At 70.0% G+C, this 22,053-nt stretch carries 21 protein-coding genes; 7 read left to right on the forward strand and 14 right to left on the reverse strand.

Features of this window, described 5'->3' with window-relative positions:
* Positions 1–25 precede the first annotated feature (25 nt).
* The 5 genes from MFF40_RS12985 to MFF40_RS13005 form a co-directional block, all read right to left on the reverse strand.
* A complete protein-coding gene (locus MFF40_RS12985; protein ID WP_147898922.1) occupies positions 26–1,039 on the reverse strand; it encodes an ABC transporter ATP-binding protein in 1,014 nt (337 codons plus the stop codon).
* Complete coding sequence (locus MFF40_RS12990; protein ID WP_187278209.1) at positions 1,036–2,010, reverse strand: ABC transporter permease; 975 nt, start codon at positions 2,008–2,010, stop codon at positions 1,036–1,038. Before MFF40_RS12990 ends, MFF40_RS12985 begins: the two co-directional genes overlap by 4 nt.
* Positions 2,007–2,948 (reverse strand): ABC transporter permease, encoded by a 942-nt coding sequence (locus MFF40_RS12995; protein ID WP_147898923.1) that lies wholly within the window; start codon positions 2,946–2,948, stop codon positions 2,007–2,009. Before MFF40_RS12995 ends, MFF40_RS12990 begins: the two co-directional genes overlap by 4 nt.
* A 282-nt stretch (positions 2,949–3,230) precedes the next feature.
* Complete coding sequence (locus MFF40_RS13000; protein WP_147854735.1) at positions 3,231–4,817, reverse strand: ABC transporter substrate-binding protein; 1,587 nt, start codon at positions 4,815–4,817, stop codon at positions 3,231–3,233.
* 463 nt (positions 4,818–5,280) lie between these two features.
* The gene (locus MFF40_RS13005) at positions 5,281–6,558 is read right to left on the reverse strand and encodes a polyhydroxyalkanoate depolymerase (RefSeq protein ID WP_147898757.1); all 1,278 of its coding nucleotides are present in this window, start codon (positions 6,556–6,558) and stop codon (positions 5,281–5,283) included.
* A gap of 215 nt (positions 6,559–6,773) precedes the next feature.
* Between MFF40_RS13005 and MFF40_RS13010 the strand changes: the two genes are divergently transcribed.
* The 5 genes from MFF40_RS13010 (at position 6,774) to purQ (ending at position 10,222) form a co-directional block, all read left to right on the forward strand.
* Entirely contained in the window at positions 6,774–8,159 is a 1,386-nt protein-coding gene (locus MFF40_RS13010) for an ActS/PrrB/RegB family redox-sensitive histidine kinase (RefSeq protein ID WP_147898756.1), read from the forward strand.
* A 58-nt stretch (positions 8,160–8,217) separates the two neighbouring features.
* Positions 8,218–8,817 (forward strand): ActR/PrrA/RegA family redox response regulator transcription factor, encoded by a 600-nt coding sequence (locus MFF40_RS13015; protein WP_147854732.1) that lies wholly within the window; start codon positions 8,218–8,220, stop codon positions 8,815–8,817.
* Between the two features lie 120 nt (positions 8,818–8,937).
* A complete protein-coding gene (locus tag MFF40_RS13020; protein ID WP_147854731.1) occupies positions 8,938–9,171 on the forward strand; it encodes a hypothetical protein in 234 nt (77 codons plus the stop codon).
* A gap of 131 nt (positions 9,172–9,302) precedes the next feature.
* On the forward strand, positions 9,303–9,542 hold the full coding sequence (gene purS / locus MFF40_RS13025) for a phosphoribosylformylglycinamidine synthase subunit PurS (RefSeq protein ID WP_147854730.1): 240 nt from the start codon (positions 9,303–9,305) through the stop codon (positions 9,540–9,542).
* Positions 9,542–10,222 carry a phosphoribosylformylglycinamidine synthase subunit PurQ gene (gene purQ / locus MFF40_RS13030; RefSeq protein ID WP_147854729.1) on the forward strand — a complete coding sequence of 227 codons (681 nt, stop codon included), beginning with the start codon at positions 9,542–9,544 and terminating at the stop codon, positions 10,220–10,222. The genes purS and purQ overlap by 1 nt, the downstream gene beginning before the upstream one ends.
* Before the next feature lie 334 nt (positions 10,223–10,556).
* Here the strand turns inward: purQ and MFF40_RS13035 are convergent, their stop codons facing one another.
* The 7 genes from MFF40_RS13035 to MFF40_RS13065 form a co-directional block, all read right to left on the reverse strand.
* A complete protein-coding gene (locus tag MFF40_RS13035; protein WP_238260802.1) occupies positions 10,557–12,974 on the reverse strand; it encodes a penicillin-binding protein 1A in 2,418 nt (805 codons plus the stop codon).
* A gap of 169 nt (positions 12,975–13,143) precedes the next feature.
* Positions 13,144–14,424 carry an N-acetylmuramoyl-L-alanine amidase gene (locus tag MFF40_RS13040; RefSeq protein WP_147898753.1) on the reverse strand — a complete coding sequence of 427 codons (1,281 nt, stop codon included), beginning with the start codon at positions 14,422–14,424 and terminating at the stop codon, positions 13,144–13,146.
* A 149-nt stretch (positions 14,425–14,573) separates the two neighbouring features.
* Positions 14,574–15,092, reverse strand: a complete 519-nt coding sequence (locus MFF40_RS13045; protein ID WP_283206104.1) for a PIN domain-containing protein — start codon at positions 15,090–15,092, stop codon at positions 14,574–14,576.
* A complete protein-coding gene (locus tag MFF40_RS13050) occupies positions 15,085–15,324 on the reverse strand; it encodes a type II toxin-antitoxin system Phd/YefM family antitoxin (RefSeq protein WP_147898751.1) in 240 nt (79 codons plus the stop codon). The genes MFF40_RS13045 and MFF40_RS13050 overlap by 8 nt, the downstream gene beginning before the upstream one ends.
* 176 nt (positions 15,325–15,500) lie before the next feature.
* A complete protein-coding gene (locus MFF40_RS13055) occupies positions 15,501–15,989 on the reverse strand; it encodes a hypothetical protein (protein ID WP_147898750.1) in 489 nt (162 codons plus the stop codon).
* Between the two features lie 163 nt (positions 15,990–16,152).
* Positions 16,153–16,509, reverse strand: coding sequence for a phasin (locus MFF40_RS13060; protein WP_147856020.1), 357 nt, complete (start codon positions 16,507–16,509; stop codon positions 16,153–16,155).
* A gap of 347 nt (positions 16,510–16,856) precedes the next feature.
* Positions 16,857–18,110 carry a glycosyltransferase gene (locus MFF40_RS13065; protein WP_147898749.1) on the reverse strand — a complete coding sequence of 418 codons (1,254 nt, stop codon included), beginning with the start codon at positions 18,108–18,110 and terminating at the stop codon, positions 16,857–16,859.
* 112 nt (positions 18,111–18,222) lie between these two features.
* Between MFF40_RS13065 and MFF40_RS13070 the strand changes: the two genes are divergently transcribed.
* Both MFF40_RS13070 and MFF40_RS13075 read left to right on the forward strand, forming a co-directional pair.
* The gene (locus MFF40_RS13070) at positions 18,223–19,491 is read left to right on the forward strand and encodes a glycosyltransferase family 4 protein (protein WP_147898748.1); all 1,269 of its coding nucleotides are present in this window, start codon (positions 18,223–18,225) and stop codon (positions 19,489–19,491) included.
* A 119-nt stretch (positions 19,492–19,610) separates the two neighbouring features.
* Positions 19,611–19,790 carry a hypothetical protein gene (locus tag MFF40_RS13075; RefSeq protein WP_147856147.1) on the forward strand — a complete coding sequence of 60 codons (180 nt, stop codon included), beginning with the start codon at positions 19,611–19,613 and terminating at the stop codon, positions 19,788–19,790.
* A 115-nt stretch (positions 19,791–19,905) separates the two neighbouring features.
* On the opposite strand, the gene MFF40_RS13080 is transcribed toward MFF40_RS13075, so the two are convergent.
* A complete protein-coding gene (locus MFF40_RS13080; protein WP_147856148.1) occupies positions 19,906–21,588 on the reverse strand; it encodes an acyl-CoA dehydrogenase family protein in 1,683 nt (560 codons plus the stop codon).
* A 169-nt stretch (positions 21,589–21,757) separates the two neighbouring features.
* Positions 21,758–21,964: a hypothetical protein gene (locus tag MFF40_RS13085; protein ID WP_007565256.1), complete on the reverse strand. Its 207-nt coding sequence runs from the start codon at positions 21,962–21,964 to the stop codon at positions 21,758–21,760.
* Positions 21,965–22,053 lie beyond the last annotated feature (89 nt).

Below are 22,053 nucleotides of genomic sequence, written 5' to 3' on the forward strand. Positions count from 1 at the left end.
GACTCGGCGGTCTCACGAAAAAAAATCATGCCGCGAGGGCGTCCTTGGGCGCGTAGTGGCAGGCGGCGAGGTGCGCGGGGGCCTTCGGCTCCAGGGCTGGGGCGTAGGCGCGGCACAGGTCGGTCACGTCCGGGCAGCGGCCGGCGAAGACGCAGCCCTCGATCCGCTGCTTCAGGCTCGGGACCATGCCGGGAATCTCGGCGAGCCGCTCGGTGGCGCCGTGCTCGACAGCGCCGAGCTTGGGCACCGCCCCCATCAGGCCGCGGGTGTAGGGATGGCGCGGGGCGCGGAACAGGTCGCGGACCGAGGCCTCCTCGACCTTCCGGCCGGCATACATCACCACCACCCGGTCGGCGACCTCGGCGACCACGCCGAGATCGTGGGTGATCAGCATGATCGCGGCGCCGACCCGACGCTTCAGGTCGCGCATCAGGTCGAGGATCTGGGCCTGGATGGTCACGTCGAGGGCCGTGGTCGGCTCGTCGGCGATCAGGAGTTTCGGCGAGCAGGCGAGCGCGATGGCGATCATCACCCGCTGGCGCATGCCGCCCGAGAGTTGGTGCGGGTATTCCCGCACCCGGCGCACCGGCTCGGGGATGCCGACCAGCGTCAGCATCTCCACGGCCCGGGCCTCGGCCTCGCGCCGGCTCAGACCCTGGTGCAGCCGCAGGGTCTCGCCGATCTGGCGGCCCACCGTCAGCACCGGGTTCAAGCTGGTCATCGGCTCCTGGAAGATGACGCTGATGTCGTTGCCGCGGATCTTGCGCATCGCCCGGTCGGGCAGGTCGAGGAGGTTCGTCCCCTCGAACCGGATGGCGCCGGCGATGCTGGCCGGCGGCTCGGGCAGGAGCCGCAGGATCGACATCGCGGTCACCGACTTGCCGCAGCCGGATTCGCCGACGATCGCCAGGGTCTCCCCCGCCTGGATGGCGAAGGACACGCCGTCCACCGCGCGGTTCGCCCCGTCGGGGGTGCGGAAATGGACCTGCAAGCTCTCGATCGACAGGAGGGGTGTGCCGCTCACGCTGCTGGTCCTCATGCGTCTTTGGCCATGCGGGGATCGAGGGCGTCGCGCAGGCCGTCGCCGACGAGGTTCACCGCGAGCACCGTCATGGACAGGAAGATCGCAGGGAACAGGATGATGTAGAACTTCACCTGCCAGAGGGCCCGGCCCTCGGCCATGATGTTGCCCCAGGACGGCGTCGACGGCGGCACGCCCGCGCCGATGAACGACAGGATCGCCTCGGTGATCATCGCGGAGGCGCAGATGTAGGTCGCCTGCACGGTCATGGGCGCCAGGGTGTTGGGCAGGATGTGGCGCCAGATGATCGCCGGCATGCGCGTGCCCGTGGTCACGGCGGCCTCGACATAGGGCTGCTCGCGCAAGGACAGCACGACGCCCCGGACCAGCCGGGCGACCCGGGGGATCTCCGCGATGGTGATCGCCACGATCACGTTCTGGACCGATCCGCGGGTGAGCGCCATCAGGGTGATCGCCAGCAGGATCGGCGGGATCGACATCATGCCGTCCACGATCCGCATCACGATGCCGTCGAGCCAGCGCACCATCCCGGAGACGAGCCCGACCGCGAGCCCCGCCACCGAGGCGAGGAGCGCCACGGAAAAGCCGACCAGCAGTGAGACCCGGGCGCCGTAGACCACCCGCGAATAGATGTCCCGGCCGAGCATGTCGGTGCCGAACCAGTACTGGGCCGACGGCACGCGGGTGCGCTTGGCCGGCGCCAGGGCGGTCGGGTCGACGGTGCCGAGATAGGGCGCGAGCACCGCCATCAGGAACACGATCAGCAGCAGGACCCCGCCGGCCACGATGGTCGGGTTGCGGCGGATGTAGGTCCAGACCCGGCCCCGGCGCCGCCGAGCCGGGATCACGTCCGGCAGCGGCGCCGCGACGGCGAGGCCCGCGGGGGGCGGCTCCTTGTGCGGCTTGCCCTTGAGCGACGGGTCCGCGGCGCGCGGCGGACCGGAGAGAGGCGCGACGGTCGCGGTCAATAGCGGATCCTCGGGTCGAGCAAGGTGTAGAACAGGTCGATGGCGAGGTTCACCAGCACGTAGACGAAGCTGAACAGCAGGACGACGCCCTGGATGACCGGGTAATCGCGCCGCAGGATCGCATCGACCGTGAGGCGCCCGAGGCCGGGGATCGCGAACACCGTCTCGGTGACCACGGCGCCGCCGATCAGCAGCGCGATGCCGATGCCGATCACGGTGACGATCGGCACCGCGGCGTTCTTGAGGGCGTGGATGAACAGCACCGGCCCCTGCGCCAGCCCCTTGGCCCGGGCGGTGCGCACGTAATCCTGGCTCAGCACGTCCAGCATGGTCGCCCGCGTCACCCGGGCGATCAGCGCGATGTAGACGAGGCCCAGCGTCACCGCGGGCAGGATCAGGTTCGCGAACCACGGCCACAGGCCCTGCTCGATCGGCGTGTAGCCCTGCACCGGCAGCCAGCCGAGCTCGAGGGCGAACACGTAGGCGAGCACGTAGCCGACCACGAAGACCGGCACCGAGAAGCCCATCACGGCGAGCCCCATGACCAGGCGGTCGATCAGGCTCCCGGCCTTCCAGGCCGCCACGACGCCGAGCGGCACCGCCACCACGATCGCCAGGATCAGGGTGACGAGCATCAGCGACACGGTCGGCTGCACCCGCTGGCCGATCATCGTGGTGACCGGCAGGTTGGTGAAGATCGAGGTGCCGAGGTCCCCGTGCAGGATCTGCCAGGACCATTCGCCGAACCGGACCAGGAACGGCCGGTCGAGGCCGAGCGAGGCTCGGATGCGCGCCACGTCGTCCGGCGTCGCCTGATCGCCCGCGATGATCGCGGCCGGATCGCCGGGGGCGAAGTAGAGGAGGCTGAAGACGAACAAGCCGACCACCGCCATCACCGGGATGGTGGCCAGGATGCGCCTGCCGATATAGCCGAGCATGGGTCCTCCGCTATCGTGCCGGGCCGAGGGCGCGGCGAGCGCCGCCGCGCGCCCTCCCCCCTCTGCGGGGGAGGGTGGCCCCTGCGTCAGCAGGGGTCGGGCCGGGACGAAGTCCCGCAAGAGGGGAGCGACGCTTCCGAGAGGGGCGCGGCAGGTGTGAAGGCCTCAGCCCGATCCTGCACCGTCGCTCCCCTCTCCCCCCCTGCTTCGCAGGGTACCCTCCCCCGCAGAGGGGGGAGGGGGTGCGCGGCACGCGTGCCGACATGACAACCACCCGCCCCATCACGCCTTCGACACGCCCCAGGTGAACGGGATCGGCCCCTTCACGATGCCCGAGACGGTCTTGCGCCAGGCTTGGTAGCCGAGGAAGAACCCGGTCGGGACGTAGACCACGCCCTCGCAGGCGGCTGCGTTGACCTTGTCGATGGCGGCCTTCTCGGCGGCCGGGTCGGCCGCGTCGAACCACTCGGCGATGGCGGCCTCCACGGGCGGGACGTTGGGCCAGCCGAACCAGGCCTTGTCGCCGCTGGCCCGGACCGCGGGATAGCCCGCCGGATTGATGCAGTCGGCGCCCGCGTGCCAGGTGTGGAACATGTTCCAGCCGCCCTGGGACGGCGGCGCCTTGGAGGCCCGGCGGGTGCCGGTGGTACCCCAGTCGGTGGCGACGAAGTCGACGTTGAAGCCCATCTGCTTCAACAGGTCGGCGGTGATGTCGCCCTGCGCCTTGGTGATCCCCTGGTCCTGCGCCACCACGCAGACCACGGGCTCGCCCTTGTAGCCGGCTTCCTTCAGCAGCTTCTGGCCGAGCTTGATGTCGCCCTTGCCGACGCTGCCCCCGCCCGCCTCGCTGTAGAGCGGCGTACCCGGCGTGAAGAAGCCCGGCAGCGTCTTCCATAAGGTGTCGTCGTCGCCGACGATCGCCCGCATGTAATCCTCCTGGCTCATGGCGGTCATGACGGCCTGGCGGATCTTCGGGTTGTCGAAGGGCGGATGGAGGTGGTTCATCCGGAACGACCCGACATTGCCCAGCGGGTCGGCGATGTCGACGTTGAGGTTGGCGTTCTTGCGCAGGAGCGGCACGAGGTCGGAGATCGGGTTCTCCCACCAGTCGACCTCGCCGTTCTGCAGGGCCGCCGAGGCGGTGGCCGCGTCCGGCATGATCACCCATTCGACCCGGTCGACCAGGATGTGCTTGCCCCCGGCCAGCCACGAATTCGGCTCCTCGCGGGGCTTGTAGCCGGCGAATTTCTGGAACACGGCCCGCGCGCCCGGCACCCATTCGTTGCGCACGAAGGTCATCGGGCCGGAGCCGACATACTCGGTGATCTGCGTGAACGGGTCGGTCTTGGCGATCCGCTCCGGCATGATCAGGGCCATCGGGGCGTTGGTCTTGCCGAGCGCGTAGAGGAGCTTCGGAAACGGCTTCTTCAGGCGCCAGCGGAACGTCCGGTCGTCGACGGCGGCGAGGTCGTCCTGGATGCCCCGGATCATCAGGCCGATCGGATCGCGGGCCATCCAGCGTCCGAGGCTCGCCACCACGTCCTTGGCCAGCACCGGCTCGCCGTCGTGGAAGGTCTGGCCGGGCCGCAGCCGGAAGGTCCAGGTGAGTTGGTCGCCCGAGACCTCCTCGGATTCCACCATCTGGCGCTGCGGCTTCAGCTGCGCATCGACGCCGTACAGCATGTCCCACACGAGGGTGCCGGCGTTGCGCACGACGTATTGCGTGCCCCAGATCGGATCGAAGTTGGCGAGGTTCGCCTGGGGCACGAAGCGCAGCACCTTGGCGCCCTGCGCCACGGCCGGCATCGCGATCTGCGGGGCGGCCAGCCCGAGTGCGGCCGAGCCCTTGAGGAACGTCCTGCGGTCCATCGTGATCTCCCTGGCCGGCGGGATCTCGATCCCGGCCACCGGCCCGCACTCCGGGTGCGTCTGTGAATCGGTCGACGGAAGGCCCCGGCCATGTATCGCGGTCGGGGGAGGCTGGATTTTCACACGATCAGCAGCATGCGCCAGTTCCCTGCTACCGCAAGACGGTTTTGGGGAATCAAATTCCAGTTATCCGCATCCTGTTCGCGCACGGCCTCATCCGGCCGGACGAAGGCCGGCAGGGGACACGGAGGGGCGGCGGGGGATCGGCGGTCATCGTGCTCACGGATACGGCCTCGCAAGGCTCGCGCCACCGTGAGTGGAAGAGAATTCAAAATGCAGCGCGCGCCGGCCAAGCGCGGCGGGATCGCGGGATCAGAAGCGGGCTTTCGACGGAGGCCCCGGGAGACGGGACTCCGCCCTGGACCCGCGAAAGGTCTCGGACCTTTCGAAACCGGAACTTTCCTCAGCCCACCTGGCGCAGATGCGATCCGCGCGTCCCGGCTTCCGCCTGCTGGGCGCGGATAAAGGCGGCGATCCGGGGGGCGATGACCGTGCGGTAGCGGGAGCCGTTGAACACCCCGTAATGCCCGACGCCGGCCTGGAGATGGTACGCCTTGCGGGATTCGGGCAGGTTCGGAGTCAGGTCGAGGGCCGCCTTGGTCTGGCCGACCCCGGAGATGTCGTCGTTCTCGCCCTCCACCGCCAGGATGGCGCAGCGGCGGATCGCCCCGAGATCGACCGGGGTGCCGCGGTGGCGCATCCGGCCCTTCGGCAGGTCATGATCGACGAAGACCGTCTGCACGGTCTGCAGGTAGTATTCCGCGGTCAGGTCCATCACCGCCAGATACTCGTCGTAGAAGTCCCGGTGCTTCTCGGCCGAGTCGCCATCGCCCTTCACCAGGTGGTCGAACATGTCGGAATGGGCGGTGACGTGGCGGTCGAGGTTCATCGCCATGAAGCCCGACAGCTGCAGGAAGCCAGGATAGACCCGGCGCCAGGCCCCCGGGAAGATCGGCGGCACAAGACTGATCGTGTTGCGCTCGAACCAGGTCTGGCCGCGCTCCTGGGCGAGGCAGTTCACCGCCGTGGGCGAGCGGCGGGTGTCGATCGGGCCGCCCATCAGGGTCATGGAAGCCGGCACCACGGGCGCGCCCTTGGCCTCCATGAGCGCCACCGCGGCCAGGACCGGCACCGCCGGCTGGCATACTGCCATGATGTGCAGGTCCGGCCCGAGGACCGCGAACATCTCCTGCAGGTAGTCGATATAGGTGTCCAGGTCGAAGCGCCCCGCCGCCAGGGGCACCATCCGGGCATCGTTCCAGTCGGTGATGTAGACCCGGTGGTTCGGCAGCATCGCCTCCACGGTGCCGCGCAGCAGCGTGGCGTAGTGCCCCGACATCGGCGCGACGATGAGCAGCTTCGGCTCCGGCTCGGCGGGCGGGGTCAGGAAGGCGCGCTCGAACGCGATCAGCCGGCAGAACGGCCGCTCCCAGACGACCCGCTCGCTGACCGGGACCGCTGCGCCGTCGACCAGCGTCTCGGCGAATCCGAAGGCCGGCTTGCCGTAGCGGCGGGTGGCACGCTCGAACATCTCGCAGCCGGCGCTGACCGCCCGGGCGTAGGGTCCGTAGGCCAGGGGATTGCCGGGCATCTGGAGGGCGTGGCGGGTCAGGTCGGCGGCGAGCCGGGCCGGCGCCATCATGGCGCGGGCACTCTCATACATCGCGTAAGCCAGAAGCATCGCCACCTCGCGTCCCGGGACTGCCGGCGGAACGCCGACAGGCGAAAAGCCTGATGCAACCCGTGGTGCCAGCCTAAGGTTCCACCCTGAACGATCGCGGAACATCCGCACCCCGGGGCGACTTGCCCGTCACGACCCCGCCGGCTCGACGGGGCCGCACGTCTGCCCAAGCTCTGCGCCCGTGAGGATTCACGCGGCGCTGCACCGATGCACGCATGCCCGACAGCAATCTCAACGGCCTCGTCCGCAACGCCCGGCACCTCCGGCTCGACACCTTCGTCCGCCTGCGCTGGCTCGCCATCACCGGCCAGAGCGCCGCCGTGGTCGGGGCGCAGTTCGGCCTGGGCCTGGCGCTGCCGTTCGGCTGGTGCTTCCTGGTGATCGCCACCTCGTCCTGGCTGAACCTGGCCCTGCGCATCCGCTTCCCTGCGAGCTACCGCCTGAGCGACGATTCCGCGGCCCTGCTGCTGGCCTTCGACATCGTGCAGCTCGCGGCACTGCTGTTCCTCACTGGCGGCCTGCAGAACCCGTTCTCGCTGCTGTTCCTCGCCCCCGTGCTGATCTCCGCCACCGCGCTGCCGCCGGAGCGGACCCTGGCGCTCGGCCTGCTCGCCGTGGGCCTGGCGACGCTGCTCGCCCTGGTGCACCGGCCCCTGCCCTGGTTCTCGGACGGGCGGATCGAGTTGCCGTTCCTATACGTCTCGGGGGTCTGGACCGCGATCCTGCTCGGGACCGCCTTCACGGGCGTCTACGCGTGGCGGGTCGCCGAGGAGACGCGGCTCCTCGCCCAGGCCCTGGCGGCCACCGAACTGGTGCTGGCCCGGGAGCAGCACCTGTCGCAGCTTGACGGTCTCGCGGCGGCGGCTGCCCACGAATTGGGCACGCCCCTCGGGACGATCATGCTGGTGACCAAGGAGCTGATCCGCCAGCTCGGGCCGACCGCCTCGCCGGCGGTGGCCGACGACCTGACCCTGCTGCGCGAGCAGGTCGACCGCTGCCGGGGCATCCTGGGCAAGCTCACGTCGCTCGACGGCGACGGCGTCGGCTTCCTGGAGACGGTGACGTTCAGCCATCTCGTCGAGGAGTTGGTGGCGCCCCAGCGCGCGCTCGGCGCGGTGCTCGACATCTCCAGCCAGGGTGAGGGCCCGGAGCCCGCCTGCCGCCGCAACCCCGGGGTGATGTTCGGGCTGGCCAACATCCTCGACAACGCGGTCGACTTCGCTGATTCGCGCGTCACCGTGGAAGGCCGCTGGACACCGGAGCGCGTCTGGATCGAGATCCGCGACGACGGTCCGGGCTTCTCCAGCGAGGTCCTGCTGCGGGCGGGAGAGCCCTACGTAACCACCCGCAGCGCCGACCGCGCGCAGACCGGCGGGACCGTCGGGGCCGGCCTCGGCCTCGGTTTGTTCATCGCCAAGACCCTGATCGAGCGCTCCGGCGCCCAGATCGCGCTGATGAACGTCTCGGCGCCGGAGGCCCATGGGGCGATCGTGCGCGTCTCCTGGGCCCGTCACATCTTCGAACGGGGGGCAGCCCCGCGTCATTCGCCGGAACTCAATATCCACGCGCCCCTGCCCCCGGGCGATGTCGTCCCTATATGAGGATCAGACCAAGAACTGACCGAATAATTCCCTTACGAAAACCCGAAAGGAGTACCGGATGCTGACGCAGCCCGGGACCACGACAGCGATCGATCCTGCCGTGATCAATGAAGCCGATCCCCTCGCCGCCTTCACCGATCGCAGCCTGCTGATCGTGGACGACGACAAGCCGTTCTCGACGCGGCTCGCCCGCGCCATGGAAAGCCGCGGCTACCACGTCCAGGTCGCCGACAGCGTGGCCGACGGGGTCTCGGCGGTCGAGGCTCGCCCACCCGCCTTCGCGGTGATCGACATGCGGCTGGGCGACGGCAACGGCCTCGACGTGATCGCCCGCCTGAAGGAGCGCCGCCCCGAGGCGCGGGGCGTGATCCTGACCGGCTACGGCAACATCGCGACCGCCGTCACGGCGGTGAAGCTCGGCGCGTTCGACTACCTCGCCAAGCCCGCCGACGCCGACGAGATCCACGGCACGCTGATGGCGCAGCCCGGCGAGCGGGCCGACCCGCCCGAGAACCCGATGTCGGCGGACCGGGTCCGCTGGGAGCACATCCAGCGGGTCTACGAACTGTGCAGCCGCAACGTCAGCGAGACCGCCCGGCGCCTGAACATGCACCGCCGGACCCTGCAGCGGATCCTGGCCAAGCGCGCGCCGCGCTGACGTCGGGAACCGGACGATCCCGGCTCCCGCGGTTGCATAGCCCCACGCCTCTGGGCTAGCTGCGCGGGTCCCGGGATCGTTTCGTTCCGGGACCTCGCAATCGACCGGGAGACGGGTCTCGTGAACGGGCGCAACGCCATCACCATCGTGAGCATGATGGTCCTCGTCGGCACCGAGGTGTTCGCCGTCGCCATCGCAGCCGGCTGGGCGCTCGCCGGCCTGTTCGACCTGGGCGACCGGGTCGGCCACGTGCTGATGGGTCTCTTCAGCCTGTTCGCCGCCTGGATCATGCTCCAGCTCTGGCGCCGGGCGACCAGCATCGAGCCGATCCGCACCCGGGCGACGCCGCGCTAGCCGCGCCGTCCGTCCGACACGGCGTTCGACAGGCCGGCGGCCTTCCTGCTAGGGAACGCGCGACGGCCGCCCGTGTAACGACGCCGCGGGTCGCGCCCACGTTTTCGGCTGCGCGTGAGACCGGAAGATCCATGAAAGCCCGTATCATCGTCACCTTGAAGACCGGTGTGCTGGACCCGCAGGGCAAGGCGATCGAGGCCGCGCTCCGGTCGCTGGGCGTCGACGGCGTCGACAGCGTCCGGCAGGGCAAGGTGTTCGACCTCGAAGTCTCCGCCGCCGACGGCGCGGCCGCCGAGGCCACCCTGCGGACGGCCTGCGAGAAGCTGCTCGCCAACACCGTCGTCGAGAACTACGCGATCGAGATCCTCTGATGCACGCTGCGGTCGTCGTCTTTCCGGGTTCGAATCGCGAGAGCGACGTCGCCCGGGCCCTGCGCCGGTCTGGCGCGCGGGTCAGCATGGTCTGGCACGCGGATCCGGATCTGCCGGCCGGGACCGACCTCGCCGTCCTGCCGGGCGGCTTCTCGTACGGCGACTACCTGCGCTGCGGCGCGATCGCGGGACGCGCAGCCGCCATGGACGCGGTGCGGGCACACGCGGCGCGCGGCGGCCTCGTGCTCGGCATCTGCAACGGCTTCCAGATCCTGTGCGAATCGGGCCTGCTGCCGGGCGTCCTGATGCGCAACGTCAACCGCCGCTTCATCTGCCACCGCCAGACGCTGCGGGTCGAGCGCACCGACACCCGCTTCACCAGCGCCTACACGCAGGGGCAGGTCATCGACGTCTGCGTCGCGCATGGCGAGGGCAACTACTTCGCCGACCCCGATACGCTGGCGCGGATCGAGGGCGAGGGCCGCGTGGCGTTCCGGTACTGCGACGCCGCCGGGGCCATCACGGTCGAGGCCAACCGCAACGGCTCCCTCAACGCCATCGCGGGGGTCTACTCGGAGGGCGGCAACGTCCTCGGGATGATGCCGCACCCGGAGAACTTCGTCGAAAGCCTGATCGGCGGCACCGACGGGCGCGGTCTCTTCGACAGTCTCGCCGCGTGAGCTTTTGGCTGAAAACTGGTTTTTAACCGGCGATTAAGGTTCACGGGGCATAAAGAGGCATCCAGAATTCTGGATATCGAGTTGGATGGTTCCGTCCGCTCTGTTTGATGCCTCCCTGATGACTCTCCCAAGCCGCCCCCAACCGGGCGGCTTTTTTCTGTCTTTGGGAGTTCAGCGCCGCCACATCGCCCGCCTCGTCATCCCGGGGCCGCGAAGCGGAACCCGGGATCCATAACCGCCGACAGATCAAGACCTCGCACCGTCGGCGGTTATGGGTTCCGGGTTCGCCTGCGGCGCCCCGGAATGACCGGGTGGTTCATCCTGCGGCCGTTCCTCAGTAGAGCCCGCCGGCCTGGGCGGCCCGGTCGGGGTCCGCCGGGACCGCCGCGGGGGCGGCGCTCTGGGCCGGGGCGACGTAGGAATCGGGCGGCGCGGTGCCCGGCTTGAACGCCTCCAGGATCGTGCCGGCGCCCTCCCCCGAGCCGGCGCGGGTGCCGGAGCCGAGGTTCACGCGGATCAGCTTGATCCCCGGGGGCACGCGGAACGGGGTCGGCGGCTTGTCCTTGAGGGCGACCTTCAGGAACTCGAGGGCGATCGGGGCCGCGAGGCCGCCGCCGGTGGCACGGTCGCCGAGCGAGCGCGGCTTGTCGAAGCCGATATAGATGCCGACCGCCAGATCCGGCGAGAAGCCCACGAACCACGCGTCCTTGGCGTCGTTGGTGGTGCCGGTCTTGCCGGCGAGCGGCTTGCCGATCTGCTTCAGCAGGGTCGCGGTGCCGCGCTGGACGACGCCCTCCATGATCGACACCATCTGGTAGGCGGTGAGCGGGTCGAGCACCTGCTCGGAATCGTCCACCAGCTTCGGCTCGTCCTGGCCCGACCATTTCTCGGCGTCGCAGCCGATGCACTTGCGGTTGTCGTGCCGGTAGATGGTCTCGCCGATGCGATCCTGGATGCGATCGATCAGGGTCGGCCGGATGCGGCGCCCGCCATTGGCGAGCATCGAGTAGGCGGTGACCATGCGCATCACCGTGGTCTCGCCGGCGCCGAGCGACATCGGCAGCACCGGCAGCAGGTCGTCGTAGACGCCGAAGCGGCGGGCGTACTCGGCGATCAGCGGCATGCCGACATCCTTGGCGAGCCGGACCGTCATCAGGTTCTTGGAATGCTCGATCCCGTACCGCAGGGTGTGCGGGCCGCCGGACTTGCCGTCGTAGTTCGAGGGCGTCCAGGACTCCTGGCCGGGGCCGGCCTCGATGGTGATCGGCGTGTCCTGCACGATCGAGGCGGGCGTATAGCCGTTGTCGAGCGCCGCCGAGTAGACGATCGGCTTGAACGAGGAGCCGGGCTGGCGCATCGCCTGGGTGGCGCGGTTGAACTCGGATTCGTCGTACGAGAAGCCGCCGACCATCGCGTGGACGCGGCCGGTATTGGGGTCCATCGCCACGATGGCGCCGGACACCTCGGGCTTCTGGCGCAGGCGGTACTGCCCGCGGCCGCCATCCATCGCCTCGACATAGACCATGTCGCCGGGCTGGAGGTTCGGGCGGCCGGCCCAGCGCATGCCGTCCGGGGTGATCACGCCGGTCTCTCGGTCCTTGCCGACCTGGCCCGAGGCCTCGCGCCGGGGCTGGAGGCCGACCTGCACGCCGCCGCCGCCATTGCCGAGCACCACGGCGAGCCGCCAGGGCGCCACGTCGCCGAGCGCCGGGACCTCGGCCGCCGCCATGCCCCAGTCGCGCCCGGTCAGGTCGACCTTGGTGACGGCGCCGCGCCAGCCATGGGCCTGGTCGTAGCGCACCAGGCCGTCGACCAGGGCCTTGCGGGCCCAAGCCTGCATCTTCGGGTCGAGGGTGGCGCGCACCGAGAGGCCGCCCTCGTAGAGCTTCTTCTCGCCGTAGCGCTCGGAGATCTCGCGCCGGACCTCCTCGGTGAAGTAGTTGGCGTTGGCGGCGTTCGGGAAGGCGACCCGCGGGTTGACCCCGAGCGGCATTTTCTTGGCCGCGTCCGCCTCTTCCTTGGTGATGTAGCTGTTCTCCGCCATCAGGCGGATGATCTCGTTGCGGCGGTCCAAAGCCGCCTGGGTCTTGCGGTAGGGGTGGTAGTTGTTCGGCCCCTTCGGGAGCGCGGCGAGGTAGGCGGCCTCGTTGATGGTCAGCTCGTGGACCGACTTGCCGAAGTAGTCGAGCGCGGCGGCCGCGACCCCATGCAGGTTCCGGCCGGGAACGATCGTCCCCAAGAAGATCTCGTTGAGGTACAGCTCCAGGATCTTGTCCTTGGAGTAGGCCGCCTCGATCCGCAGAGCCAGCAGCGCCTCCCGGATCTTGCGGTCATAGGTCTGCTCGGAGGACAGCAAAAAGTTCTTGGCGACCTGCTGGGTGATGGTCGAGGCGCCCTGGCGCTTGCCCGACTTGGCATTGGTCAGGAACGCGCGCACGATCCCCTCGGGATCGATGCCGCCGTGCTTGTAGAAGTTCTTGTCCTCGGCCGACAGGAAGGCCGCGACCACGATCTTCGGCATCGCCTGGATCGGCAGGTACAGCCGGCGCTCGCGGGCGTACTCGGCCAGCAGAGAGCCGTCCGACGCGTGGATGCGGGTCATCACCGGCGGCTCGTAATTGGCGAGCGCGGCGTGGTCGGGCAGGTCCTGGCTGTACTTCCAGTAGAAGTAGCCGCCGGCCGCGGCGCCGACCACGAACAGCACCGCGGCGGCGCTGAACAGGATCCCGAAGAAACGAAGGATCAGACGCATCCGGTGTTCCGCTCGTCGCTGGCCCGGCCGCCTGCCGGGTTCGGCTCATCCGGCACGGGCGTCCATTCTCGACGCGGTCGGCTCCCGGACGCTCCCGTGAAGCCCCCTCGGATTACCGGTTCAACGGCGGTGCGACGGGGCGTTCGGACGTCCCGTATCGACACTTACTCTATGGTAAAACTGGGGCGACGGCGGCCGACCGTCGCGTGATCAGCGCGGGCCTGAGCGTCGCGCGGTTGCCGAAGAACTGGTCGATCGCCTTGGCCATGGAGCCGGTGACGCCCGCCCGCCACTCGGGCGATTGCAGCATCTCCAGGTCGCGCTTGCTCGACAGATAGCCGAGTTCCACCAGCACGCTCGGCACGTCGGGGGAGCGCAGCACCATGAAGCGCGCCTCCCGGTGGGGCTTGGCGCTCATCTCCATGACCGGGGCGAGCTGGCCCATCAGCGTGCGGGCGAAGCCCGACGAGAAGCCCCGGGTCTCGCGCAGGGTCAGCTCCTGCAGGATGTCGGCGATGTCCGGGGGGGCCTCGGCGGCGTCGGCCCCGGCCGCCGCGTCGGCCCGGTTCTCGCGCTCGGCGAGCTTGGCGGATTCGATGTCGGTGGCCTTCTCGGCGTTGGTGTAGATCGTGGCGCCCCGCACCTGCGGGGCCGCCGAGATCGAATCCGCGTGGATCGACACGAACAGGTCGGCCTTGGCCTCGCGGGCGATGCGCACGCGTTCGGCGAGCGGCACGAACACGTCCCGGTCGCGGGTCATCCGGACCCGGTAGCGTCCCCCGGCTTCGAGTTTACCGACCAGCGCCTGCGCGAAGCCGAACACGATGTCCTTCTCGAACACCCCGCCCACCGCGATCGCCCCGGGATCGGTGCCGCCATGCCCGGCATCGACCATGATCAGCGGGCGCTGGTCGGCGGGCTCGGGCGGGGCGCTGCGTGCCTGGGCGGGGGCCGGATCGCTGGCGGCGGCGGCCTTGCGGAAGGCCTCGCGCTCGACCCGCTGGAGCGGGATCGTCAGCAGCACCGCACCGTCCCGGGCCCGGGTCACGGTCTCGATCCGCCCGATCGCGGCCGGGGCGGCCAGATCGATCACGACCCGGGAGCGGCCGGGGGCGAACAACCCGTAGCGGAACGACTGGACCACGCCCTCGCGGCGGCGCCCGGCGCCGGAATCGAGCTGGAAGTTGACCTCGGGCAGATCGATCACCGCCCGGTCGGGCCGCTCCATCACGAAGCCGCGCGCCTCCACGGCCCGCGACAGCGTCAGGGTGAGCCGCGTGGTGCCGGCCTGGCTGGCGAGATCCGCCCCGATGGCGACCGCGGGCGCCGGCCCGGCGGGCGGAGTGGTCGGCTTGTCGCCGTTCTGGGCCACGACCGGCGTCGCCGCCAGCGTCGCGGCGAGGCAGAGGCGGTACAAGGCGGAACGGATCAGGTGCGCACAGCTCGGCATCGGTCCGGATTCATCTCCCGTGCCCTCAGCCCAGGCATAGGATGATCGTGGTTAATCGATGGTTGCGGGTGCGACCTGGCGGGTTCCCGCGATGGACAACCCGAATGTGACGGTCCTGGGTTCAGCGCCGGATCACGGGGTGACATCGATCAATGGCCAGGATGAGGGTCGGTCGGCCCCGGATCGTCGTCCCACCACGTGGCCGGGTCGAACGGATCCACCAGCGGCACGGACGAGGCCTTGAAGTCCGAAAGATTGCGCGTCGCAATCCCGTAGCGATGGACGAGCGCCGAAGCCAGGATCGCCTTGTCCCCATCACGGATGGAGGGAAACCGGACCGAGACGTCGGCCCAACGTTCGGCCACGTCGGCGTCGATCGAAACGATGCGGTCGGCGAAGCGGGATCGCAAATGTCCGTACCAGTCCGCCTTGATGTCGAGGACGGCTTGGTCGCGTCGTCGGGCCCGCGGGTCTTTCAAGCGCTCGATCCGCAAGGTCTCCAACGCGAGCCCACGGCGAATCTCCGCGATGGTCACGGCGCTGATCCGGAGGAGATGGGCGTTGCGCCGGATCCAGCGCGAGGCCGGCGGATCCGGATCGTCCTTCGTCGCGGACGGTCGCGAGATCACGTTCGTGTCTACGATCCAGCCGGCCGGCGGCTCAGTCACCGGACAGGCTCAGGCCGACGTCCTTGTCGAAATCCGCCTCTTCGAGCGGCGACGCGAGCAGGAAGTTTGCGAACGCGGCGTCGGCTTGGGTCTTCAGGCGCTCGTAATGCTCCATCGACAGCACCACCCCCACGGGCTCGGCGTGCCGGAGCAGCATCTGGGGGCCGTCCTTGGCCGCATCGACCAGCCGACCGAAGTTCTGCTTGGCGTCGGCCGCCTGCCAGGATCGCATGACATCATCTCGGGAAGGGACAGATTGGACATTATGTCCACTTCTGTCCTTCGGCAAGGCGGGCGGGGCCGGAGCGGTCGCCGTCGAGGCGATGTCGGTTCGGTGTGAGCGAGCGCCGCGTATCGATGCTTCGACGCTGTCGCCGGCCTGATCGCATCAAGCCGGCACCCGTGCCGTCAGCGGAACGTGACGAGGCGGCTCGCCTGGCGGAACAAGGCGCTCCAGCAGGTCAGGGAGGCGTCGGCGGCGCGCTGGACCTCGCCCATCTGGAGGCGGATCAGCTCGGTCGGTGAGCCGGCTTGCGACAACGCGCGGATATGCGCCAGTGCGGCCTCGCCCTCGCCCTGCATGTACTGGGCGATGGTCGTGCCGATGCCGTCGCTCCCTGGACGATAGGACGTGCCCTTGGCCGGAGGGTCCGCGGCGACCGCGCCGTTCGGAGCGGGCTCGACCGTGACGGGCGGGACGAAGGCGGCCACCGGCAACGCGGCCGGCGCGCTCGGCTCGGCGGCATCCCGGCTCGGAGAGACAACGGTCTCCGTGGCCTTGGACACGGCATCCGCCGGGATGGCCGTATCGGTCGCTGGTGCGGCCGTACCCGGTTCGACGCCGAGTTGCGGATTCCAGGTGAAGCGGGGCCTCTTGGGTCGACGCGGCTTGCCCATGGCGGATCGTCTCCTCGTTCGCGTCGGGCCCCCTGACGGAGCGCCGGCCGGAGGGAAGGACCGCCTGTGTCTGATGGGCTCGGGTCTGAACGATCCGGCGGTGCCCGCCCTCTGGGGCCGGGCACCGCCGCACTCCGTCCGCCGGGGCGGACCGAGCTATGTCTTAGCGGGCGACGTTCTGCTGCGCGAGGGCGCCGAAATCCTTGGCCTGGGCCTGGAGGGCGGCGAACTGGCTGCGGACGAACTCGGACTGCAGCTCGAACGCCTCGCGCAGGTCTTTGGTGCGGGCCAGCTTCTGGGCGAAGTCGAACGTCGCGTTGGCGTTGTTCTGCGCGTGCTCGAAACCCTTCGAGACCGCCGCCGTCATGGTCGACTGGAAGGTCTGGCCCGAGACCTGGGCCTGCTCGGCCGCCTTCATGGCGTTCGACATCAGGGTGCCGACGGCGTTGCGGGCCTGGTCGACGCTCTTCTCGGCGAAGTCGCGCATCTCGGTCGGGATCTCGAAGTTCGGGGTCTGCATCGAAGGCTCCAGCACACGCTGTCTCGGGGTGGGACGCCGATCCGCGTCCGCGGTGACGCGCTTCTATATGTTGCACTGCAACAAGAAGTCAACTGCCTATCTGCGGGACCAGCCGGGACGGAAACGTCGATAAAGTGCAGACTGACGGCCCAATGGCAGTGTTCGGATCGCCGTGCCGGCAACGTCTCGGTCAACGACAAAGCTCGGCAGCTATGCCATGCGTTTTCGCACGTTTTGGCGTGACCGGCCCGCCGCGATGCCTCTCTATATCAAAGCCGTGCGCTGTCTATAGCCGCGGCACCCGAGGCGTAGACTGATCGAGGCGGCCCATCCGGTACCGCCGACGGCTAGGCTGACCGGGCGGCTCCACCGGCATGGTGCAGCGCACCCGCGCCGCTTCCCACGAGGCCGGCGTAGAGCGCGCGCAGCGCGGCGGCGTGGGTTGCGAGGGTCATCGGCTCGGCCCGGAACCGGGCCCGGGCGTTGTCCCCGAGGGTCCGGGCGCGGGTATCGTCCCGCAGGGCCGAGAACGCCGCCGTCAGGGGCTCGATCTCGGGGGCGACCACGAAGCCGGTCCGCCCGTCCCGGACCTTCTCGGCGGCCCCGGACCGGTCGGAGGCGACCACCGGGATGCCGGCCGCGAGGGCCTCGTAGACGGTGAGCGGCCCGGTCTCGTACCAGCGCGACGGGGCGGCGAGCGCCCGGGCGCGTCCGCGCAGCAGGGCCCAGACGGCGTCCGGCGCCTGCCATCCGACCACCTCGACGCCGGGCCGGGCGCGCAGTTCCGCCTCCAGGGGGCCGGCGCCGACGAACAGGGCGGTCAGCCCCGCCGCCCGGGCGGCGTCCGCGACGAGGTCGGCCCCCTTCTCCCGAGTCAGGCGGCCGACATACGCGATGGCGTCGCCCCGGGCGGGGTCGGCCGGCGGCCCGTCCGCGACTCGGACCGGGTTGTCGACGCGGTGATGGGTGAGCGCGTAGCCGCCGAGCAGGTCGCCGAGCCGCCGCCGGCTGGCGTCGCAGACGTGGACGACGTGGAGCGGACGCCCGTGCAGCGCCTGCCGGAGCGCCCCCGCGCGGGCGACGCGCACGAGCTTGTGAACCCGGCTGCGGGGGTCGCAGGGCGCGGCCAGGCACGCGGGCGAGAGCGGCGCCAGCCCGCAGGGCTCGGCCCGGTCGAACCGGTAATAGACCCCGTTCGGGCAAGCCATGGCGTAATCGTGCAGGGTGACGACCACCGGCACGCCGAGCCGGGACAGGACCGGGAAGATCGCCGGGGACAGGGTGCGGGTCCATTGGTGCAGGTGGAGGCAATCCGGCGCCGCCGGCAGCTGTCGGAGCGCCGCCTCGAGGGCGCGGGCCGCGGCTGCATGCCAGATCCCGGTGGTGGCCGCCTTGATGCCGCCCAGGGTCCAGATGTCGGGCAGGCCGAGCTCGATCCGGCGGATGTTGTCGTGATCCAGCAGGGGATCGACCGGGCCCGGGATCGCCTGGAGGTAGGTCACCTTCAGGCCGGCCTCGGCGAGCCCGCGGGCGGATTCGAGGGCGACCTTCTCCGCCCCGCCGCTGGCAGTCGCGAACTCGGCCAGGATCACGACATGCATGAGTTGTCTCGGCAGGACCTGCCGCGATGATAAGTCCAGGGCGGTTTACGGAGGATCAACCGCCGGCCGTTACAGACTTACACCCCGAAAACAGAGCGGCGGAATTCCTGACGTGCACGTCGTCCTCGTCGCCGACCATGCCGCGATCAATGGCGGCCAGGCCAAGGTCGCGATCGAATCCGCCCTGGGGCTCGCCGCCCGGGGGTTCCGCGTCAGCCTGTTCGCGGCCGTGGGTCCGGTCGACCCGCGGCTGGAGCCCGCCGGCATCCGGGTGGTCTGCCTGGATCAGGACGACGTCACCACGGCGCGCAACAAGCTGGCTTTCGCGGCCCAGGCGATCTGGAACGGACCGGCCGCCCGGGCCCTGGCGGCGGAACTCGCCGCCTGCGATCCGCGCGACACCCTGGTCCATGTCCACGCCTTCGCCAAGGCGCTGTCGCCGGCCATCGGCCCGGCCCTGCGGGCCTCCGGCCTGCCGTGCCTCTACACGATGCACGAGTTCTTCCTGGTCTGCCCGACCGGGGGGTTCTACGCCTATCCCGAGCAGAAGATCTGCCACCGCGTGCCGATGTCGGCCTCCTGCATCCTGGCGAAGTGCGACGCGCGCAGCTACCCACGCAAGGTCGCCCGGATGATCCGCCATGCCGGGCTCGCGCATGTCGCCCGGCTGCCGGAGCTGTTCTCCCACGTCGTCACGATCAGCGATTTGCAGGAGAGCGTGGTCCGGCCGCTGCTGCCCGCCGGCACCCGGTTTTACCGGGTCGACAACCCGATCGCGGTGGAACCGGCGCCGGTCCGGGCGGAGCCGCCCGGGGACTTCCTGTTCGTCGGGCGGATCTCCACTGAGAAGGGGGCGCCGATCTTCGCGGAGGCCGCCCGGCGGGCCGGGGTGCGGGCGGTGTTCGTCGGCGACGGCTCCGAGCGGGCTGACCTCGCCGCCCGCTATCCCGAGGCGGTGATGCTGGGCTGGCGCGACCCCGCCGCCGTGCAGGCGCTGATGCGGCAGGCCCGGGCGCTCGTCTTCCCGAGCGTCTGGTACGAGGGCCAGCCGCTCACCGTCTACGAGGCGCTCGCCTGCGGCACGCCGGTGGTCGTCAGCGACGCCTGCGCGGGCCGGGAGGCGGTGGTCGACGGCGAGACCGGGTTCTGGTTCCGCTCGGGCGATCCCGACGCGCTCGCCGCCCACCTGCGCCGCCTGTCCGACGACGATCTCGCCGCCCGGATGGGCCGGGCCGCGCATGGCCGCTACTGGACTGCGCCGCTGACCCCGGACGTCCACCTCGACCGGCTGACCAGCGTCTACGAAACGGTGATGCGGGAGGCCGCCGCGCCGGGCCGGATCGTGCGTCCGCAGCCCGGCCAGGCGGTCGCCACCGCCTGATCCGGGAACGCCCGGGTCGAATGCAGCCGCCGCCATGGGAAAGTTCGGAAACACCCGGGGCCCGTCGCGTTGACGCGCACAGGCAACGAGCGTGCATCCGTCACGGACGAGCGACAGACATGGCCGACGACCACAAGCCTCAGGACGCGACCAAGCCGGGCTTCCAGCAGGACAGCGCCAAGCCGGGCGACAAGGCCAATCCCGCCAACAAGCAGGAGAAGCTAGACGAGCGCCTCGACGACGCCCTCGAGGAGACGTTCCCGTCGAGCGACCCGGTCTCGGTGAAGATCACCAAGTAACGGGTTCCCAAAGGGCTCAGCCCTTTGGCGGGGCCATCGGGGCAGAGCCCCGATGCAGCCGGGCTCTGCCCGGCACCCGCATAAGGTCCCGGACCTTGTGCGGGTGCTGAAACTTTTAGGCGGCTTCGAGCAGCCGGCGGGCGATCACCTGGGCCTGGATCTCGGCCGCGCCCTCGAAGATTGACAGGATGCGGGCGTCGCACAGGATCCGGCTGACCGGGTATTCCAGCGCGAAGCCGTTGCCACCGTGGATCTGAAGCGCGTTGTCGGCGGCCGCCCAGGCGACCCGGGCGCCCAGCAGCTTGGCCATCCCGGCCTCCAGGTCGCAGCGCTTGCCGGCATCCTTCTCGCGCGCCGAGAAGTAGGTGAGCTGGCGGGCGATGTTGATCTCCACCGCCATCATGGCGAGCTTGTCGGCAACCCGCGGGAAGCTGACCAGCGCCTTGCCGAACTGGACCCGCTCCTCGGCGTAGCGCAGGGCCACGTCGAGGGCCGACTGGGCGACGCCGATGGCCCGGGCCGCGGTCTGGATGCGGGCCGACTCGAAGGTCTGCATCAGCTGGGCGAAGCCCTTGCCCTCGACCTCGCCGAGCAGGTTCGCGGCCGGGACCTCCAGTTCCTCGAAGGCCAGCTCGTATTCCTTCATGCCGCGGTAGCCGAGCACCTCGATCTCGCCGCCGGACAGGCCCTTGAGCGGGAACGGCTCCTCGTCCGTGCCGCGGGGCTTCTCGGCGATCAGCATCGAGAGGCCGCGATGGCCCTTCTCCTCGGGCTTGGTCCGCACCAGCACGGTCATGATGTCGGCCCGGACCGGGTGGGTGATCCAGGTCTTGTTGCCGGTGATTTTCCAGGTGTCGCCGTCCTTCACCGCCTTCGTGCGGAGCGAGGCGAGGTCAGACCCCGTGTTCGGCTCGGTGAACACGGCCGTCGGCAGGATGTCGCCCGAGGCGATCTTGGGCAGGAAGCGGTGCTTCTGCTCCTCGGTGCCGCCGCACAGGATCAGCTCGGCGGCGATCTCCGAGCGGGTGCCGAGCGAGCCGACGCCGATATAGGCCCGGGACAGCTCCTCCGAGACCACGCACATCGCGGTCTTGGGCAGACCCATGCCGCCGTATTCCTCCGGGATGGTCAGGCCGAACACGCCCAGCTCGGCCATCTTGGTGACGACCTCCATGGGGATGTATTCGTTCTTCAGGTGCCACTCATGCGCCTGCTCGACCACCTCGGCCTTGCCGAAGCGGCGCATCTCGGAGCGGATCGCCTCCATGTCCTCGTCGAGGCCCGAGGCACCCACCGTGGCGGAGCCGCCGCCCTCGCGCATCAGCGCCACCAGGGCGGCGCGGTGCTCCGGGGTGTTGCCCTCGGCGATCAGGGTCTCGACCGCATCGGTGCGGTACTGCCCGACTTCCTTGGCCGAGAGGCCGAGCGAGCCGATCGGGCGGACCATCTCGCCCTGGCTCATCGGGATGCCGGAGAACAGCTGGTCGAGGTACTCGCCCGCGCCGATCCGCACGAGCAGCGTCTCGGTCTCGCCGAACCGGCCCTCGGCCTGGAGGCGCTCGGCATAGCCGCCGAGTTCGGCCACCGCCTCGGCGTAGGTCGCGAGCCAGGCCAGCCCGTGGGCGGCGTGCTGCTGCGCCTCGAGCTTGCCGGCATCGATCCGCCCGTCCGTCCCGAGGATGCGCGTGCGGACCCGGCGCGTGGCCTCCGCCAGGAGGGCCTTCGCGCTCTCGCCGGCGCCCTTGACGAGGCTGACGACGTCCTGCGGCTCGGTCTGGATAGCGGGGGATGCGGACATGGTTTTTGGCTCGCGTGGCGTTTTATTGGATCGTGACTTCTAACCCGTCCGGCGCCGGGGCCGAAGCAGATTTCATTTGCCGCGTCTTGAACTGAAGTTGAAGGCCGCGGGGTTTTGACCCGCGCCTGCGTGACGAACCAGCATCCACGTCAACGGCAGGCGCACGCGTTCAGCGCTTCTGCTCGCAGCGGGTCTTCACGTAAGCGCCGTTCTCGCCGGTGAAACCGGTATTGGCCGCCAGAACCGGCCCCTGGATCAGGCATTCCTGCAGCGTGTGGGCGGGCCCGGTGATCACGTCGAGGGCGGTCTCGCGGGAGCAGTCCGGGGCCTGGACGTTGGCGGCGCAGATGAGCGCGACGACGAGGATCTGGTTCATGGGGCCTCCCGGGGATCTGGTCGATCCGGCCCGGCTCTTCGGCGGCTGGGCGGCAACGAACGAAAGACCGAGCCTCTGCAAGGGTTCCG

The sequence above is a fragment of the Methylobacterium mesophilicum genome (assembly GCF_022179445.1).
Classification (GTDB): domain Bacteria; phylum Pseudomonadota; class Alphaproteobacteria; order Rhizobiales; family Beijerinckiaceae; genus Methylobacterium; species Methylobacterium mesophilicum.